Source organism: Rhodobacter sp. 4.3.4 (genome assembly GCF_058724655.1).
The window spans coordinates 119,086-136,291 of record NZ_JBZXDU010000002.1 but is presented as its reverse complement, the minus strand read 5'-3'; the positions used below and the strand labels follow the sequence as shown (position 1 = coordinate 136,291).

Below are 17,206 nucleotides of genomic sequence, written 5' to 3'. Positions count from 1 at the left end.
CACTGCCCTCAAGTCTTTATTGTTTTGTAGACCTTAACAGTTTTGGTGAGTAAATCCAGCCCAATCCGTTGAGCGGCCTAGAGGTGTTGAGGCGGCAGATTCCTGACGAGAAAAAACCGTGAAGTATCAGCGTCTTGGGCAGCCTTGTTCGCAGAGTACTTCAACAGTTCGTAGCCCGCGATGTCATGGCCACAACATGTATTGTCGACGCCTACCTAACGCAGATCTTTAGAATCGCGCGACCGATTCCCACGACTTCACGCAAGCAGCCCCAGCCTCTCAGCCCTCTCCAGCAGCATCTTCACCGACGACGGCTGCCAGCTTGTCCGCCCGCGGGGCGTGCGCTCGCGCATCGCCTCCAGCCGGGTACAAATCGCCTGAAGCGTGATGTCGGGGTCTGCGCCCTTAATGGCGGCGACGATGGCGGGCAGGCGGTCGTCGGTCTCGCGGCGGCCGGCGCGGTCCAGTACCGTGGGCGGCAGGAAGCCGTCCCGGACATAGGCGTTGACCGCGCGCAAAAGCCGACTTTGCGTCCACTGACGCTCGTGGGGCAGGGGGCCGTTGACGATGCGCACCACATCTTCCCAGGCTAAGTCGGGCCGCAGGCGGCGGACATGGGGCACCCAGTCCTGCGCCGTCTCGTTCAGGCGTTCCATATAGCCGTCCTGCCGGGCCAGCCGCACCTTGCGCAGCGCCGCCGGATCCCGGACGCGCAGGCCCGGATTGCCGCCAACCCGGCCTTTGGTTCGTGCACTGGCCAGGCCGGCCTTGGTGCGTTCGCGGATCAGGGCGCGCTCAAACTCAGCTGCGGCGCCGAGGACCTGGAGGGTGAACTTACCCTGCGGGGAGGACGTGTCGATCGGATCGGTGAGAGATCGGAAGAAGGCGTTCTTGGCCTCCAGCCGTTCGATCACCTCGAGGAGGTGGGAGAGCGACCGCGCCAGACGGTCGATGCGCACCACCACCAGCGTGTCGCCCTTGCCGATCCGCTCCAGCACCCGCGCCAGCACGGGCCGCGCGCGGTTCCCGCCCGAGGCCTGCTCCTCGTGGATCTCGACGCAGCCTGCGGATTTCAGGGCCTGCGACTGGGGTAGGGGGGTCTGCTCCTCGGTTGAGACGCGCGCATAGCCGATCAGGGGCATCAAAACAGGCCGTTTGCAGTTTCATATACCACTAATAAACGACCGTTTGTAAACGGATGCAAGGGCGCTCTCTACGGCCGAGGTCCGCGAAATGCCCTTGGTTTCCTCAGGCTGTGCGCGATCAGAGTGGTCTCGCAGGCAGTCGCGCGCGCGTGCTATGTAAGGAGTGCAGACGCAGTCCGAGAAAACCATTGAGTAAAGTGCAAAATGGACGTATTTTGCACATATGAAGCCTCAAGCATCTGCTCCACATGATGGTTTTGACGACCCTCTGCCCGGGGTGGAAGAGGCTGAGGAGAGATCCGACGAATATCTGTGGTTGTCGCGTTTAGTTCCCGATTTCAATTGAAGCAGTAAGCTGAAACTGAAGCGCTGGAATTTCACCTTAGCGCTTCACCAACGCGTCAAGTTTCTTGAGCTTCACAGCCCTGCCGCTTTGGTCAGGTTCACCCGGAACCTGTCGCGCCTGCGCTGGTAGCGCCGGGTCATCTCGGCCGACGCATGTCCGAGTTGCTTTTGAACATAGCGCTCATCAACCTCTGCCGACGAGGCGAGTCCGGCGCGCAAGGAATGACCGGAGAACATTTCCAGCCGCTTGGCTTCCGGCAAATCGGATCTGACGCCGCTCTTCAGAACGGTTGCCTTGATCAGCCGTGCGACGTGCTTGTCGGAGAGGCGGGCTTCGAGCGCACGTTTGCCATCCCGCGATGTGCGTACGAAGACCGGGCCATAGTCGATCTTGGCAAAGTGTAGCCATTGCTCCAGCGCGTGGACGGGACAGGTCTGGTCGCTTGAGCCGCGCCCGACCTCGACCTCGCGCCATCCGGTCTTGGCATTGAGGGTGAGCAGGGCGCCTCCATCGAAGATCTCGATCCAACCGCCGGAGTCCGGAGTATCGTCCTTATGCACATCGAGGCAGACCACCTCCGACCGGCGCAAGCCGCCTGCATAGCCCAAAAGCAAGATCGCCCGGTCTCGGAGCCCGCGGAGATCGTAGGGAAGGCTGGCCACCATGGCCTGGATGTCCTCAGGCAGGATCGCCTCTTTCTGAACCGGCGGGCGCGCATGCTTGCGTTTGATCCCGGCCAGAACCGTGGCGATGTGGCGGTTCTTGCGATCAAGAGTGAACCCGCGCTGCCTATAGTTCCAGGAAAGCCCCGAGAGACGACGCTCGATCGTGGAGACCGAAAGGGCAGGGGTCTTCCCGGTTGGTGCAGCCAGATCAGCCACATAAAGTCCAATCATCTCGGGTGAGGGGGGCAGAGGTTCCGTGCCTTTCAGTCGGCACCAGCGGGTGAAGTGTTTCCAGTCGGCCGCGTAGGCCTTGTTGGTGTTCCCGGCCGTCGAGGCCTCGGCGTAGTCTCGGGCGGTATCGATCAGCCGGTCGAGCGCGCCGGACCCCGCGACATGAGAGGGCAGGGCGATTGCATCGCGGTCTGAACGATCTCTCTCGTCGTGTTCGTCACCGTTCAGCGAGTCATAGGACGCTGAGCTCGAAATCTCGGATTCTGACCCGCCCGACCCCTCGATTTTGGTGCTGTTATTTGTGAGACGACCCATGTTCTTGAGTATATCATTTTTACGTCCGATAAGGCAAGGTTATTGGACTTGATTAAGACATGACATGCGCGGCGGATATATCAGACGTACGTAGTATAAAGCGCCGATAGATGCTAGCCTTCCGGCATGGTCCGCGCCCCGAACCCTCTTCATCTCGCCCCAATCCCTCCGGCGCTGCCGCGCTGGCTCCGGCAGGCTGTTGGTCGCGATGATATTGAAACGGTGATGTTTTCCACCGGTGCTGCGCTTGCCGCCCTCGATCCGGTGGTCCGGTCCGACGACCCGGTCGGCTTCCTCTGGCGCAAGCGGCTGGCGCTTTCGGGTGCAGTGGCGGTCTCGCAGCTCGAGGGGCGCCGGGAAGATGCTGCTCGGCTGGCGTGCCTTGGGCGAGGCGCGGTTGGTCAGGCGGGGGCGAGGTCCGTGACCCGGCGGTCCGGCTTGCGGGTTGAGAGGTGGATGACGAAGTCTGAACCGCCGGGATAAGTGGATTTTCCACGCGACAGCAGCATTGTGCCGGGAGCAGGGAGAATGCGATGGGAAGACAATCGCGCCGAAACCACAGCCTGGCCTTCAGGCTGTGTGGAGGATCAGCAAACTGTCCGGGGCACTGTTTTCCAGACGCTTGAGTGCCAGTTGCCGTGGTCAGGGGCGAAAGAACGCCGATCGAACTGGTGCAGGATTTCAACGTTCACCCAGGCAGATCTGTCAGTGGAGCGACCATCTCCCTGGGGCGGGACGGGGTGTTCGGGGAGGCGATTAAGGCAGAACCGCAATCGACCATCGACGATAAGAACCTGCTCGCAAAGACTGGAGAGCTATCGCCGGACAATGGTTTCTGTTCGCCCCAACCGGCGTGGCGGGGCTGTAGCCGGGCGCGAAAAGAAGGGCGATCTTACGTATCGCTCAGCACCGGCCGCCAGGTCTTCGCGCCGGGGATCAGCCTGGGCATGCCATGGGACTACACCGCCTGAACGGCCAGGGCTTCTTCTCCGGAACCCGGTTCGGTCGAGCGGGCGCGATATCCTCAGGCCTGGCCGCGTTCCGGTGGAAAACAGCGGCCTGTTGCGCACAGAAGCACTGGTCAGAAATGCGAAGGGGCGCCGACCTCGGCCATCGTCAGCCTGCGGTCGGGCTCGGCACGGGCAAGTCTCGTTCGATGGAGTGACCTGGAGGGGCTGCCGAGGGCTGGCCGGCCGATTTTCCGCCTGCCTCAGTCCGGTCGGGATATGTCGTCCGCGCTGGCGGGCAAGCCGAAGCGCGACAGCAGCTTGTCGGCATAGCTGGCCTTCTCCGCGCCAAGGTGGTTGACGCCGATGGTCTCGGCCAGAAAGTCATAGCCTTGCGAGGCGGCAATCAGCGCGAGCGACATTTCGTCCAGATCGCTCCCGGCGGCAAGCGCTCCGGTTTCGACCAGCTCCTGCAGCGCCATCATGATCTCGCGCTGCATATTCGCGATCCCCTCGGTGAAAGCATCCCGGATTGCGGGGGTTTTGCGACTGTCCCACGCTTTCTGCCAGAGGTGATGCGCGACGACCAGAAGCGGGTTGAGCGCCGGATCGATATCCGCCACGCAGCCGGAGAGGATGGTCGCGATACGCTCACGCGGGGCATGGCGGCGCAACAGCGCGACGAGATCCGGCTCCAGCCGGCGCCAGACCTCGCGCACCGCCTCGGCCCGCAGCGCGTCGGCCGAGGCGAAATGATGGTGGATCTGACCGGGAGAACATCCCAGATCCTGGGCGATGCGTCGTACCGTGGCGGCTGCCAGGCCCTCTTGCGAGACGAGGTCAACCACCGCGTTCACGATCTGCTCTCGCCGCGCCTCACGTGATAAATATGCCACAATCAGCCCTCCCGGCGCCGCTTTCGTGCAGTATAGCGGTGATTTCCCGCCCGAGCAATATGGACACGCGTCCAACTTGGACATATAGCCAGGATTGAAATCATATCTTCCGTTCCCAGCTTTGGACTCTCCCATGCCCGCTTTCAGTCGCCTCCTCGCGGGGGCACGGTTTCTGCCGTTGATCCTTCTTTGCAGTCCGGCATTGGCCCAGGACGGGCAGATGCCGCCCTCGGGGGTTGGGGTCATTGTGATCCAGCCCGAAAATCTTGCCGTCACCTCAGAGCTGCCGGGGCGGATCTCGGCGACGCAGGTTGCCGATGTGCGGCCGCGGGTGAATGGCATCATCGAGAGCCGCGATTTCGAGCAGGGCAGTGTGGTGGCCGAAGGGGATGTGCTGTTCCGCCTTGACCGCGCGACCTATGAGATCGCCGTCGAAGCCGCGAAGGCCACAGTTGCCCGTGCCGAGGCGGTTCTGGTCGATGCGCGGGCAACCGAGCGGCGCTATGCCTCGCTCAATGAGCGCAATATCACCAGCCAGGCCGAATATGAGACCGCGATGGCGGCACGGCTCCAGGCCGAAGCGGCGCTGGCCGAGGCCAATGCGCAATTGCGCGCGGCCGAAGTCAATCTCGGCTTCACCGAAATCCGCGCGCCGATCTCGGGGCGGATCGGGCGGGCGCAGGTGACCGAAGGGGCACTGGTCTCGGCGCAGGGCGAGGTGCTGACCACGATCCAGCAGCTTGATCCGGTCTATGCCGATATGCAGCAGCCGGTCTCGGAACTGCTGCGGCTGCGGGCCGAACTGGCCTCGGGGCGGCTGACCGAGGTCGAGCCGGGCGCGGCGCGGGTGGTGCTTCTGTTGGATGACGGGTCACAATATGAACATGCCGGCAAGCTGCTCTTTGCCGAGGCGGCGGTGGAGCGGTCCTCGGGCCAGGTGACGCTGCGCGCCGAATTCCCCAATCCTGACGGGGTGTTGCTGCCGGGCATGTATGTGCGCGTCTCGGTCGAGCAGGCGACTTCGGCGGCGGCCATCGCGATCCCCAGCCAGGCAGTGCAGCGCAGCGCCTCGGGGGCGGCCCAGGTCTATGTCGTGACCGCCGAAGGCACCGCCGCGCTGAAGCCGGTCGTTCTGGGCCGGGCAACCGGTAATCGGGTGATCGTGGAAGAGGGGCTGAGCGAGGGCGAGACGCTGATCGTTGACGGCTTCCAGAAAATGGGCCCCGGCGCGCCGGTGGCTCCGGTCTGCTGGGCCGATCCCTCCCTCTCCGAGCCACCCGCAGATGTCTGCATCCAGCGCCTCGGCGGTGATGCGGCCGCTGGCGATACGAACTGAGTTCTGATCCATGGCACGTTACTTTATCGACAACCCGGTTCTGGCCTGGGTCATCGCGATCTTCATCATGCTGGCGGGCGCGCTTTCGCTGCCGATGCTTCCGGTATCGCAATATCCTGATGTGGCCCCTCCCCAGGTCTCGATCTCAACCCGTTTCGCGGGCGCCTCGCCTGAGGATCTGTATCAGCAGGTCACCCAGCCCATCGAGGAAGAGCTGAACGGCATTCCCGGGATGCTCTATTTCCAGAGCACCTCGGAATCGACCGGCGCCGTCACCATCGATGTGACTTTCGAGGCCGGGACCGAAGTCTCCCAGGCCGTGGTCGACACGCAAAACCGTCTGCGCCGGGTGGAATCCGCCCTGCCGCAGCAGGTGCAGCAGCAAGGCGTCCTGGTCGAAGAGGCCGGTGCGGGCTTTCTGATGATGGTGACGCTGACCGCGACGCCGGAAACCGGTCTCGATGCCGTGGCGCTTGGCGACTATATTTCGCGCAATGTCGTCAATGAGTTGCGGCGTGTGCCCGGCGTGGGGCGCGCCCAGGTCTTCGCGACCGAACGTGCGCTGCGGGTCTGGATCGACCCGGCAAAGCTTGTTGGTCTGGACCTTTCTGTCACCGACATCACCAGCGCCATTGCCGAGCAGAATGCTCAGGTCACCGCCGGCTCCATCGGTGCGGAACCGGCGTCTGCGGGCACGCAGCTTCAGGCCACGCTGCTGGTGAGCGGCCAGCTTTCCACCCCCGAGCAATTCGGCAATATCGTGCTGCGTTCGGCCGAGGGTGGCGGGCTCGTCTTGCTGAAAGATGTCGCGCGCATCGAAATCGATGCCGAGATGTATGCCTTCAAGACTTTCCTCAATGGCCAGGAAACTGCGGCTATCGGTGTCCAGCTCTCGCCCACCGGCAATGCGCTGGATACGGCATCTGGCGTGCGCGATGTGATGGAACGGCTTGCGCCGCTCTTCCCCGAGGGGATCGACTATCAGATCCCCTATGACACCACGCCCTTCGTTTCCGCCTCGATCCACAAGGTGGTGATGACGCTGCTGGAAGCCGTTGGCCTCGTCTTTGTCGTGATGTTCGTCTTCCTGCAGAACTTCCGCTATACCGTGATCCCGACCCTTGTGGTGCCGATCGCACTGGCGGGGACGCTGGCGGTCATGCTGGCGGCGGGTTTCTCGATCAACGTGCTGACCATGTTCGCGATGATCCTCGCCATCGGCATTCTCGTCGATGACGCCATCGTGGTGGTGGAAAACGTCGAGCGGATCATGTCCGAAGAGGGGCTATCGCCGAAAGAGGCCTCGAAAAAGGCGATGGGGCAGATTTCCGGCGCGATTGTCGGGATCACGCTGGCGCTGATGGCGGTGTTCATTCCGCTGGCCTTCTTCCCGGGCTCGGTGGGCATCATCTATCAGCAGTTCTCGCTGACCATGGTCGTCTCGATTGCGTTTTCCGCCTTCCTTGCGCTCTCGCTGACGCCGGCGCTTTGCGCGACCTTCCTCAAGCCGGTCGCCAAGGGTCACGGTCACGCCAAACGCGGCCTCTTTGGTTGGTTCAACCGCAATTTCGACCGCGCCACCAAAGGTTATACCGGCGTGGTCGGCGGGCTGACACGTCGCGCGGGCCGGATGATGATCATCTATGTTGCGCTGGTGGCAGGCCTGGCCTGGTTCTATGTCAAAATCCCTTCGTCCTTCCTGCCCGAAGAAGATCAGGGCTATCTGGTCGCCAACCTTCAGGCCCCGCCCGGCGCCACCACCTACCGCCTGCGCGAGGTCACCAAACAGGCTGAGGGCTTTGCGCTTGGCATGGATGGCGTCGATTCCATCGTGGTGATCCAGGGTTATTCCTTCTTCGGTCAGGGGCCGAATTCGGGTCTCGCCTTTGTGACACTGAAAGACTGGGCCGAGCGCAAAACCCCCGAGCTTTCCGCCGGTGGTCTGGCAGGCCAGCTTTCGGGGATGCTGTTCTCGATCCGCGATTCCATCGCTTTCGCGCTGTCGCCCCCGGCGATCCAGGGCCTTGGCACCAGCTCGGGCTTTGCCTTCCGGCTGCAGGACCGCGCCAATATGGGCAATGCGGCGCTGCAGGAGGCCGCAGGCCAGATCATGGCCGGTGCCGCTGACAGCCCGATCCTTGGCCAGATGTATATCGAGGGTCTTCCCGCCGGCCCGCAGCTGAGCCTGCGTGTCGATCGCGAAAAGGCCAATGCCTTCGGCGTGACCTTTGGCGAGATCAACCGCACCATCTCGGTCGCGCTTGGCTCTGGCTATATCAACGACTTCCCGAATGAAGGCAAAATGCAGCGCGTCATGGTTCAGGCCGAGGCGTCGAGCCGGATGAACATTGAAGACGTGATGAAGATCAACGTCCGCAATGTGCAGGGTGGTATGGTACCGCTCTCATCCTTTGCGACGGCGGAATGGGGTTACGGCCCGACGCAGATCGTCGGCTATAACGGCTATCCTTCGCTCCGGATCAACGGCGAGGCCGCACCGGGCTATTCCTCGGGCGAGGCCATCGCCGAGATGGAACGCCTGGCCGGCGAGCTGCCGACCGGTTTCGCCTATGAATGGACCGGTCAGTCGAAACAGGAGATCGAAAGCGGCTCCCAGGCACCGATCCTGATCGGCCTCTCGATCCTCTTCGTGTTCCTTTGCCTTGCCGGGCTTTACGGCAGCTGGTCGATCCCGCTTTCGGTGATGCTGATCGTGCCGATGGGGGCGATTGGTTCGGTGGCGGCGGTGATGTGGGCGGGGATGGCGAATGACGTCTTCTTCACCGTCGGGCTGATCACCATTGTCGGGCTTTCGGCAAAGAACGCGATCCTGATCGTCGAGGTCGCCAAGGATCTGATCGCCGAAGGGATGGAGCTGATGGCCGCCACGGTCGAGGCCTGCCGCCTGCGGTTCCGCCCGATCCTGATGACCTCGCTGGCCTTCACCATGGGCGTGGTGCCGATGGCGATTGCCACCGGTCCCTCGGCTGCCAGCCAGAATGCCATCGGCATCAATGTGGTGGGCGGCATGCTCTCGGCGACCATCCTGGGTGTTTTGTTCGCGCCGATCTTCTTCGTCTTCGTGATGAAGATTTTCGGGACGCATAAGCGCCTTGGCAACAAGGCCTCCGTTGCGGGCGCCCCGATGTCCTCGCATCCCGCGGAGTAGCCCTGGCGGGGGCATGGCAGAGCATGCCCCCGTTTCCCCTTCCTCGCCCATAACAAAAAGACGAAATCCATGAGTAGAGCATCCCTTACTCCCCGTCGCAGTTCAGGTCTGGGTCGTTTTCTGACCATTCTGCCGCTGACGCTGGCGCTTTCCGCCTGTGTCACCACCGAATATTCCGCGCCAACCTCCGATACGGCGGCCAGTTTCGCCGCCTCCGCCCCGGGGCGCAGCGCGACGGGGTCCTGGTGGCTCAGCTTTGGGGACAAGACGCTGGACGGTCTGATCTCCACCGCGCTGGCGCGCAATCTGACGATCCATGAGGCGGTCGCCGCGATTGATGAGGCGGGCGCCGGCGTCGGTATCGCCGGGGCGGGCGCGCTACCGCAGGTCAGCGCCGGCGCCAATGCGACGCGTGGCGACAGCCAGGGCAGCGGTGTGATCTCGGACAGCACATCGGCCACGCTCTCAACCTCCTGGATGGTCGATATCTTCGGCGGCAACCGCGCCGCGCGCACGGCAGCCATCGCCGAGCTGGAGGCGGCAAAGCTCTCGCATGAGGTGGCGCGCCGGGCGGTGACCGCTGCGGTCGCCACCGCCTATGTCGATCTGCGCTATTACCAGGAAAGCATCGCGCTGACCCGCCAGAGCATCGCAAGCCGCCGCGAGACGCTGAACCTGACGCAGGAGATGCTGGAAGTCGGTCAGGCCAGCCGCCTCGATGTGCTGCAGGCCGAACAGGCGGTGGCGCAGGCCGAGGCCGGGCTGCCCGCGCTGGAGATCGGCTTTGACCAGGCGGTGAACCGGCTGGCGACGCTGACGGCCTCGCGCACGGCCGAGCTGCGCCCGGGCCTGCAAAAGGGCCGCGCGCAGCCATCGGCGCGGGCGAAACCCTCGGTCGGCTTTCCCGCCGAGGTGATCCGCGCCCGCCCCGATGTGCAGATCGCCGAGCGCAGCCTTGCCGCAGCGGTGGCCCGTATCGGCGTCGCGAAGGCCGAGTTCTGGCCCTCGGTCAGCCTGTCGGGGTCGATCCGGCCCAGCAATATCCGGGGCGGCGCCAATCCGACCTCCTGGTCTCTGGGGCCGCAGATCAACCTGCCGATTTTCACCGGTGGTGCGAACCGGGCCAATCTGAAAGCGGCGGAATCGCGGGCGGTCCAGGCCCATATCCGCTGGCAGGCCGCCGTGCTTGATGCGGTGGAAGAGGTGGAGAACGGGCTTTCCGCCTGGCGTCGCGGCGGGGCCAATGTCGCTGCGCAGCGCAAACTGGTGGGAACGGCGCAGGAGACGGTGACGCTTGCGCGCGATTCCTGGCGGGCGGGGCAGACGGATTTCTTCACGGTGCTCGATGCCGAACGCACCGCGCTGACCGCGCGCACCGCGCTTGCCGCCGCCCTGCGTGACCAGGCGGCAGCCTATATCGCCGTTTCCATCGCGGCAGCCGCCCCGATGTAAGGGGCAAAGGACTAGGGCGGCACAGCCCGCCCCGGTCCCGTTCCGACAAGCCCATAGCCAAAGCAAAGAGATGAAACATTTCCTCCTTTTCCTGGCCATATTGCCTGGTCTTGTGATGACGGGCGACGCGAGGCCCGGCTTCGCGGATGAGGTCATCGCAGGTCTCGGCCAGTCCTCGTTCAACAGCCGCGACGGGAAGGATTCTGTGGTCCTCTCGGCTGAGTATCGACCCGATCCGTTTGGCCGGTTTCTTGGGGCAGCTGCGAGTTTTGCAGTCGCGTTTGATGCCCATGCCGAGGGTGATGTCTTTGCCGGGTTCGGTCTCGGGCTTCGCTGGGATCTGAACCGCCGCTGGTTCCTCGATCTGTCGGTGATGCCGGGCCTGTGGCGTGCCTCAACCCCGGGCAATGATCTCGGCGGCGATTTCCAGTTCCGCTCGACCATCGGGCCTGGCTACCGCCTGACCGACACTTCGGCCATCTCGTTTGTCCTGAGCCACAAATCCAACGCCCATATCGAGGACCGCAATCCCGGGCTCGATATGGTGCTGCTGCGCTGGCATATGGCCTTTTGACGATGACCGATGTCTTTCGCCCCGGAAATGCCCTCACGGAACTGATCGGCCTGATCCGCTCGGGCGATGACTGGGAGTCGGGGCTGGTGGTGCGGGCGTTTGGCACAGGCGCCCATGTCGCGAAAGTCCATCACGCCTGCCATGGATCGCTGGATGCGGCGCGGGCTTTGCAAGAGGCGCTCTTGCCGGAATGGAGCGTGAGCCACAGCCAGACCTCGTCCGAATGCTGGGTCTCGGTGTTGCGGCGGCCGGATCGCAGCTTTCGACCGCTGTGCAGGGGGGCAGGGCGGCCGGCCCAGGCCTGGCTACTGGCGATCCTTTATGCTGTCCAGGCCGAGAGAAACGAGACAACATGAACCGGCAGCGCCGGATCTCATGCCTGCAATCAAGGGTCAGACTGCAAGGAGGGCAGCCCTATGAAACCGATCTGGAGAGACATCGCCGTTTTCATCGATGCGTCACCTGAGGGAGAGATCCTCGCAGGCCATGCGGTCAGGCTGGCCGCGCAGCACCAGGCGCATCTGGTCGCGGTCTATGGCCTGTCGCGCCATGATGAAGGCGCAAGGATGCCGGGTTATATCCGCGGCAGGGCCGCCATCAGCAGCCTGATCGAGCGCGAAAAGGCAGAGGAGACCCGCAAGGTCGTCAGGGCCGGTCAGCGATTTGCAGAGCTGACGGCAGGGTCCGGGATCACCTCCGAATTCCGTATCGTCTGGCGTGACGATATGGGCGATGAAAAGGTGCTCAGGGCGCTGCATTGCGATCTGGCGATTGCCGCCCATCCAAGGCTCGCTGGCCTGCCGACAAGCTGGTCGGCCGAGCGCATCCTGATCGATTCCGGCCTGCCGGTGCTGATGATCCCGCAAGGCTGGCAGGGCGACACGATCGGTCAGAAGATTGTCATCGCCTGGAATCGCAGCCGTGAGGCCCGGCGGGTGGTCAGCGACGCCATGCCCTTCATCGAGGCGGCGCAGAGCACGACCATCCTGACCGTCGATGCCGGGCGCGATCCCGACTATTACGGCGACGATCCAGGCTCTCACCTGCGCCAGCATCTCGCGCGCCATGATGTCAGCGCCGAGGTCACGAATGTCAGCTCGGCCGGGCTTTCCGTGGCTGAAACGATCTTGCAGCAGACCTCGCAGGCGGGGGCGGATCTCCTCGTTGTCGGCGCCTATAGCCGGCCCCGCGCCAGCGAAATCCTGTTTGGCGGCACGACAAGATCGCTTATCGGCGAGGCCCGGATCCCGATGCTGATGTCCGGCTGACCAGGGTCAGCGCCCCTCGGGGGGCTTTCGCCAATCGTTCAGGCGGGTCGCCAAAGCGACGACGCATCTCTGCAATCACCTGTATCGCGGCACGGGTTTCCGGGGTGTCTGGCGGCCTGTTGCGCTCTTGATTGCCCCGACAGACGGGGGTGGTGCTTCCCTCGGTCGAACCCTGAGCGGGTGTCAGGGACCATCCGGTGGCATCATCGCATTCAGCAACGCCATTTCGAGCATATGGTATTGATCCTCTTCCGGGATCGACACCAAATCCTGCGGGCACAGCACCGCCCGATGCGTCACAAAGCCGCTCAGCAGGCTGAGGGCAAAATGTGCCCTTCCCATATCGGAATGGCCGAAGGCTCTGCTGAGGGGAATGGCAAGCGAGGCCTCGATAAAACCGGCAATGATGGTGCGGGCTTCGCTGCACAGGCTCGATTGTATCAGGAGGTGCAGCGGCCGGACATCCTCAAGCTTGCGGGGATTGCGCAGGAAGGCCAGATTGCAGATCCGCCGGATCATGGTTGCCCCATCCGGTTGCCCTGTCGCGATGTCGTCAATCGGCCCGAGCGCCAGCAGAGCATGGCGGAAGATCTCGGCCTTGGAGCCGAAAGCGCGATGGACATAGGCCACATCGACCTCGGCCGCCGCCGCAATATCGCGCAGGCTTGTGTCGGAATAGGGCATCCGGGCGAAAAGCAGCATGGCCGCATTCAGGATGCGCTCTTTCCCGCTTGTCGTCTGGACGGGCGCGCGGGCGATATCGCTGGCTGGGGTCACATTTCTGGGCATGGGCGGGTTTGTTTCGTCCGGATTGTCTTACGGAAAGCAACTGGTGATTGTTCCTGGCGCGGTCGACGCACCTCTGGGCGGCTCCGAACAGGTTCTGGTATTTAGCCCTTCTGCTGTCGCGGAACAACCGGCACCGTGTTTCGGGATATTGGAAATACAGGATTTCTGCCGGGTCATTGTGTGTTGACAAGTCCGGAGCCGGGGGTGAAAACCGCAGGGGAACAGGCGTTAAGCCTCCATCAGCACAGTGTCAGAGGCGGGTCATGGCAAAGCGGAACGGAATCATCCTGGCGGGGCTGGCCGCAGCGGCGGCGCTTGGCTGGCTGGCCTGGGACAGGTTGCAGCCGGCGGGTCTGCCGGCGGGGTTCGCCTCGGCCAATGGCCGGATCGAGGCGACCGAGATTGATATCGCGGCCCTGACCGGCGGGCGGATTGCAGAGATTACCGCAGCCGAGGGCGATCTGGTCAAGGCGGGTGATCTGCTGGTGCAGATGGATGTGGTGCAGCTGAACGCGCAAAAGCGCCAGGCCGAGGCGCAGCTGGCCCGTGCCGAAATCGGGGTCGAGACCGCAAAGGCCTTGGTCGCCCAGGCCGAGGCCCAGGAGCGCGCCGCGCAGGCTTCGGTCGATCAGGCGGCGGCGGTCGCCGATGCCGCCGCCCAGCGTTATGCGCGCAGCGTGCAGCTTGCGGCCAATGCCACCGTCTCGCAGCAGGTGCTCGATGATGATCTGGCGCGCGACCGCCAGGGCAAGGCCGGGCTCGCCTCGGCCGAGGCCAGCCATGCGGCGGCGCTCGCCGGGGTCAGCAGCGCCGAGGCCCGGGTCGTCGATGCCGGGGCTGCGGTCGAGGCGGCGAAGGCCTCGATCGATGCGATTCAGGCCAGCCTTGATGACGCGACTCTGACCGCGCCGCGCGCGGGCCGCATCCAGTACCGCATCGCGCAGGAGGGCGAGATTGTCGGCTCCGGCGGGCGGATCCTCAGCCTCGTTGACCTGGGCGATGTCTATATGACCGTCTTCCTGCCGACCTCGCAGGTCGGTCGGGTGCAGGTCGGCTCTGAGGTGCGGCTGGTGATGGATGCGGCGCAGGAGCTGGTGATCCCGGCGACGGTCTCTTATGTCGCCGATGTGGCGCAGTTCACGCCGAAGACGGTCGAGACCGCCGATGAGCGCGAGAAGCTGATGTTCCGCGTCCGCGCCCGCATCGACCCGGAACTGCTGTCGCGCCATATTGAATATGTCAAAACCGGCCTGCCGGGCATGGCCTATCTGCGGCTTGACCCCAACGCCGCCTGGCCCGACTTTCTGGCCAATGTCGTGAAATGAGCGGGTCCGTTTCTGGTGCAGTTGCCGGGGTCTCCGGCCTGACGCTGCGCTATGGCAAGGTCACGGCGCTTGACAATGTGACGCTGGAGATCCCTGAGGGGCGCATGGTCGGGCTGATCGGGCCAGACGGGGTCGGAAAGTCCAGCCTTCTGTCGCTGCTGGCCGGGGCACGTGTGATCCAGCAGGGCAAGGTCGAGGTTCTGGGCGGCGATATGCGCGATGTGGCGCATCGCAACCGCGTCTGCCCCCGCACCGCCTATATGCCGCAGGGTCTGGGCAAGAACCTCTACCCGACGCTTTCGGTCGAAGAGAACCTTGATTTCTTCGGCTCGCTTTTCGGTCATGACAAGGCCGAACGCGAGCGGCGGATTACCGATCTGCTGGCTGCGACCGGCATGACGCCGTTCCGGTCGCGCCCGGCGTCAAAGCTGTCGGGCGGCATGAAGCAAAAGCTGGGTCTGTGCTGCGCGCTGATCCATGATCCCGATTTCCTGATTCTTGACGAGCCGACCACCGGCGTCGATCCGCTGTCGCGCCGCCAGTTCTGGGATCTGATCGACCGCATCCGCGCGACACGGCCGGGGATGAGCGTGATCACCGCCACCGCCTATATGGAAGAGGCCGCGCGCTTCGACTGGCTGGTTGCGATGAATGCGGGCCGGGTGCTGGCCACCGGCACCACCAACGATCTGCTGTCGCGGACCGGGGCCGACACGCTTGATGCAGCCTTCATCGCGCTTTTGCCCGAAGAAGACCGGGGCGAAGACAGTGCCGTGGTGATCCCGCCGCGGACCACCGATGACAGCGATATCGCCATCGAGGCCGAGGGGCTGACGCAGCGCTTTGGCGATTTCGTGGCGGTCGATAATGTTTCCTTCCGCATCCCTAGGGGTGAGATTTTCGGCTTTCTGGGTTCGAACGGCTGCGGCAAGACGACGACGATGAAGATGCTCACCGGGCTTCTGGAGCCGAGTGAGGGCCGGGCAAAGCTTTTCGGCCATGAGGTCGATGCAAGCGATCTGTCGGTGCGCCGCCGGGTCGGGTTCATGTCGCAGGCCTTCTCGCTCTATTCCGAGCTGACGGTGCGTCAGAACCTTGATCTGCACGCGCGGCTTTTCGATATGGCGGCCGAGAAGATCCCCGCCAGGGTTGACGAGATGATCGCCCGGTTCGATCTGGGCGACGTGACCGACAGCCTGCCCGAGGCGTTGCCGCTGGGTATCCGCCAGCGGCTTTCGCTGGCGGTGGCGATGATCCATGCGCCCGAGATCCTGATCCTTGACGAGCCGACCTCGGGGGTGGACCCGGTGGCGCGCAACGGCTTCTGGCGCATTCTGGCGGAACTATCGCGCAAGGATGGCGTGACGATCTTTGTCTCGACCCATTTCATGAACGAGGCGGAATGGTGCGACCGCATCAGCCTGATGCATGCGGGCAAGGTGCTGGTCTCGGACACCGCCGAGGGGATCACGAAAGCCAAAGGTTGCGCCACGCTGGAAGACGCGTTCATCGCCTATCTTGAAGAGGCGATTGGCGAGACGGCACCCGCCCCCGCCGCTGCGCCCGAGGCCGCGCCCGAGGCCCCCGCAGCCGGGGTGACCCATCACGCGCAGCAATCCGGCTTCAGCCTGCGGCGACTGCTTAGCTATTCGCAGCTGGAAAGCCTGCAATTGCAGCGCGATCCGATCCGGCTGACCATGGCGTTGGTCGGCAGCCTTCTTCTGATGATCGTGGTGGGGCTGGGCATCAACATGGATGTCGAGGATCTGACCTTCGCCGCCCTTGACCGCGACCAGACCACCACCAGCCGCAATTATATCGCCGATATTGCGGGATCGCGCTATTTCATCGAACAGCCGGCCCTGACAAGTTACGACGAGATCGACGCAAGAATGCGCTCGGGCGAGCTGGCGCTGGCGATCGAGATCCCGCCCGGCTTTGCCGCCGATATCGCGGCAGGCAGGGATGTGCAGGTCGGGGCCTGGTTCGACGGCGCCAACCCCAGCCGCGCCAATACGGTGCAGGGCTATGTGCAGGGCATGCATGCCGACTGGATCACACGTCAGGCGCGTCAGCTTTACGGTGACAAGGCGAGCGGCGGCAGTTTCGAACTGGTGACCCGATACCGCTACAACCCCGACGTGCGCAGCCTGAATGCGATGGTCCCGGCGATCATCCCGCTGCTTTTGCTGATGATCCCGGCGATCCTGACCACGCTTTCGGTCGCGCGTGAACGCGAACTGGGCTCGATCATCAATTTCTACGTCACGCCGGTGACGCGGCTGGAATTTCTGCTTGGCAAACAGCTGCCCTATATCGCGCTGGCCATGCTGAATTTCTTCCTGATGATGGCCATGGCGGTCACATTCTTCGCAGTGCCCTTCAACGGCAGTTTTCTGGGCTTTACCCTTTCGGCGCTGATCTATGTCACCGCGACCACGGCGCTTGGTTTTCTGGTGTCGGTCTTCATCGCAAGTCAGGTCGCGGCGCTGTTCGCGACCGCCATGCTGACGATGATCCCGGCGGTCAGCTATTCGGGTTTGATCTACCCGGTCTCTTCGCTGTCGGGTTTTGGCCGGGTTCTGGGCGAGATCTACCCCTCGACCTGGTTTATCACCGCCGCGCGGGGGGCTTTCTCCAAGGCCTTCGGAATGGCGGAACTGGCCGGGCCGATGCTGGCCATGGGCATCGCCATTCCGGTGATTATCGGGCTGGCGGCGGCCTTCCTGGAAAAACAGGCGAAGTGAG

14 protein-coding genes are annotated in these 17,206 nt (G+C 63.8%); 10 read left to right on the top strand and 4 right to left on the bottom strand.

The window, feature by feature from the left end; translation table 11 throughout:
* Positions 1 to 257: 257 nt before the first annotated feature.
* Entirely contained in the window at positions 258 to 1,142 is an 885-nt protein-coding gene (locus AC4PTB_RS18035) for a recombinase family protein (protein ID WP_136904908.1), read from the bottom strand.
* Between the two features lie 420 nt (positions 1,143 to 1,562).
* Positions 1,563 to 2,702: a tyrosine-type recombinase/integrase gene (locus tag AC4PTB_RS18030; protein WP_249306237.1), complete on the bottom strand. Its 1,140-nt coding sequence runs from the start codon at positions 2,700 to 2,702 to the stop codon at positions 1,563 to 1,565.
* A gap of 126 nt (positions 2,703 to 2,828) precedes the next feature.
* Between AC4PTB_RS18030 and AC4PTB_RS18025 the strand changes: the two genes are divergently transcribed.
* The gene (locus AC4PTB_RS18025; protein ID WP_136904909.1) at positions 2,829 to 3,185 is read left to right on the top strand and encodes a DUF1403 family protein; all 357 of its coding nucleotides are present in this window, start codon (positions 2,829 to 2,831) and stop codon (positions 3,183 to 3,185) included.
* Positions 3,186 to 3,912: 727 nt separating this feature from the next.
* Here AC4PTB_RS18025 and AC4PTB_RS18020 read toward each other — a convergent pair.
* Positions 3,913 to 4,545: a TetR family transcriptional regulator gene (locus AC4PTB_RS18020; protein WP_492192664.1), complete on the bottom strand. Its 633-nt coding sequence runs from the start codon at positions 4,543 to 4,545 to the stop codon at positions 3,913 to 3,915.
* A 247-nt stretch (positions 4,546 to 4,792) separates the two neighbouring features.
* Here AC4PTB_RS18020 and AC4PTB_RS18015 point away from each other — a divergent pair, with 247 nt between their 5' ends.
* The 6 genes from AC4PTB_RS18015 to AC4PTB_RS17990 all read left to right on the top strand — a co-directional run bounded on the left by AC4PTB_RS18015 (position 4,793) and on the right by AC4PTB_RS17990 (position 12,344).
* Complete coding sequence (locus tag AC4PTB_RS18015) at positions 4,793 to 5,881, top strand: efflux RND transporter periplasmic adaptor subunit (RefSeq protein ID WP_249306239.1); 1,089 nt, start codon at positions 4,793 to 4,795, stop codon at positions 5,879 to 5,881.
* Positions 5,882 to 5,891: 10 nt separating this feature from the next.
* A complete protein-coding gene (locus AC4PTB_RS18010) occupies positions 5,892 to 9,050 on the top strand; it encodes a multidrug efflux RND transporter permease subunit (protein WP_089258497.1) in 3,159 nt (1,052 codons plus the stop codon).
* A 69-nt stretch (positions 9,051 to 9,119) separates the two neighbouring features.
* The gene (locus AC4PTB_RS18005; RefSeq protein ID WP_089258495.1) at positions 9,120 to 10,502 is read left to right on the top strand and encodes an efflux transporter outer membrane subunit; all 1,383 of its coding nucleotides are present in this window, start codon (positions 9,120 to 9,122) and stop codon (positions 10,500 to 10,502) included.
* Positions 10,503 to 10,572: 70 nt separating this feature from the next.
* The gene (locus AC4PTB_RS18000; protein ID WP_089258493.1) at positions 10,573 to 11,076 is read left to right on the top strand and encodes an acyloxyacyl hydrolase; all 504 of its coding nucleotides are present in this window, start codon (positions 10,573 to 10,575) and stop codon (positions 11,074 to 11,076) included.
* Positions 11,077 to 11,078: 2 nt separating this feature from the next.
* Positions 11,079 to 11,432, top strand: coding sequence for a hypothetical protein (locus AC4PTB_RS17995; RefSeq protein ID WP_136904911.1), 354 nt, complete (start codon positions 11,079 to 11,081; stop codon positions 11,430 to 11,432).
* A 60-nt stretch (positions 11,433 to 11,492) separates the two neighbouring features.
* The gene (locus tag AC4PTB_RS17990) at positions 11,493 to 12,344 is read left to right on the top strand and encodes a universal stress protein (protein ID WP_136904912.1); all 852 of its coding nucleotides are present in this window, start codon (positions 11,493 to 11,495) and stop codon (positions 12,342 to 12,344) included.
* 183 nt (positions 12,345 to 12,527) lie between these two features.
* Here AC4PTB_RS17990 and AC4PTB_RS17985 read toward each other — a convergent pair whose 3' ends face one another.
* Positions 12,528 to 13,028 carry a TetR family transcriptional regulator gene (locus AC4PTB_RS17985; RefSeq protein ID WP_492192663.1) on the bottom strand — a complete coding sequence of 167 codons (501 nt, stop codon included), beginning with the start codon at positions 13,026 to 13,028 and terminating at the stop codon, positions 12,528 to 12,530.
* A gap of 16 nt (positions 13,029 to 13,044) precedes the next feature.
* Between AC4PTB_RS17985 and AC4PTB_RS17980 the strand changes: the two genes are divergently transcribed.
* The 3 genes from AC4PTB_RS17980 (at position 13,045) to rbbA (ending at position 17,205) form a co-directional block, all read left to right on the top strand.
* Positions 13,045 to 13,320: a hypothetical protein gene (locus AC4PTB_RS17980; protein WP_169583147.1), complete on the top strand. Its 276-nt coding sequence runs from the start codon at positions 13,045 to 13,047 to the stop codon at positions 13,318 to 13,320.
* A 76-nt stretch (positions 13,321 to 13,396) separates the two neighbouring features.
* Positions 13,397 to 14,458 carry an HlyD family secretion protein gene (locus tag AC4PTB_RS17975; RefSeq protein ID WP_136904913.1) on the top strand — a complete coding sequence of 354 codons (1,062 nt, stop codon included), beginning with the start codon at positions 13,397 to 13,399 and terminating at the stop codon, positions 14,456 to 14,458.
* A complete protein-coding gene (gene rbbA / locus AC4PTB_RS17970; protein ID WP_136904914.1) occupies positions 14,455 to 17,205 on the top strand; it encodes a ribosome-associated ATPase/putative transporter RbbA in 2,751 nt (916 codons plus the stop codon). Before AC4PTB_RS17975 ends, rbbA begins: the two co-directional genes overlap by 4 nt.
* Position 17,206 lies beyond the last annotated feature (1 nt).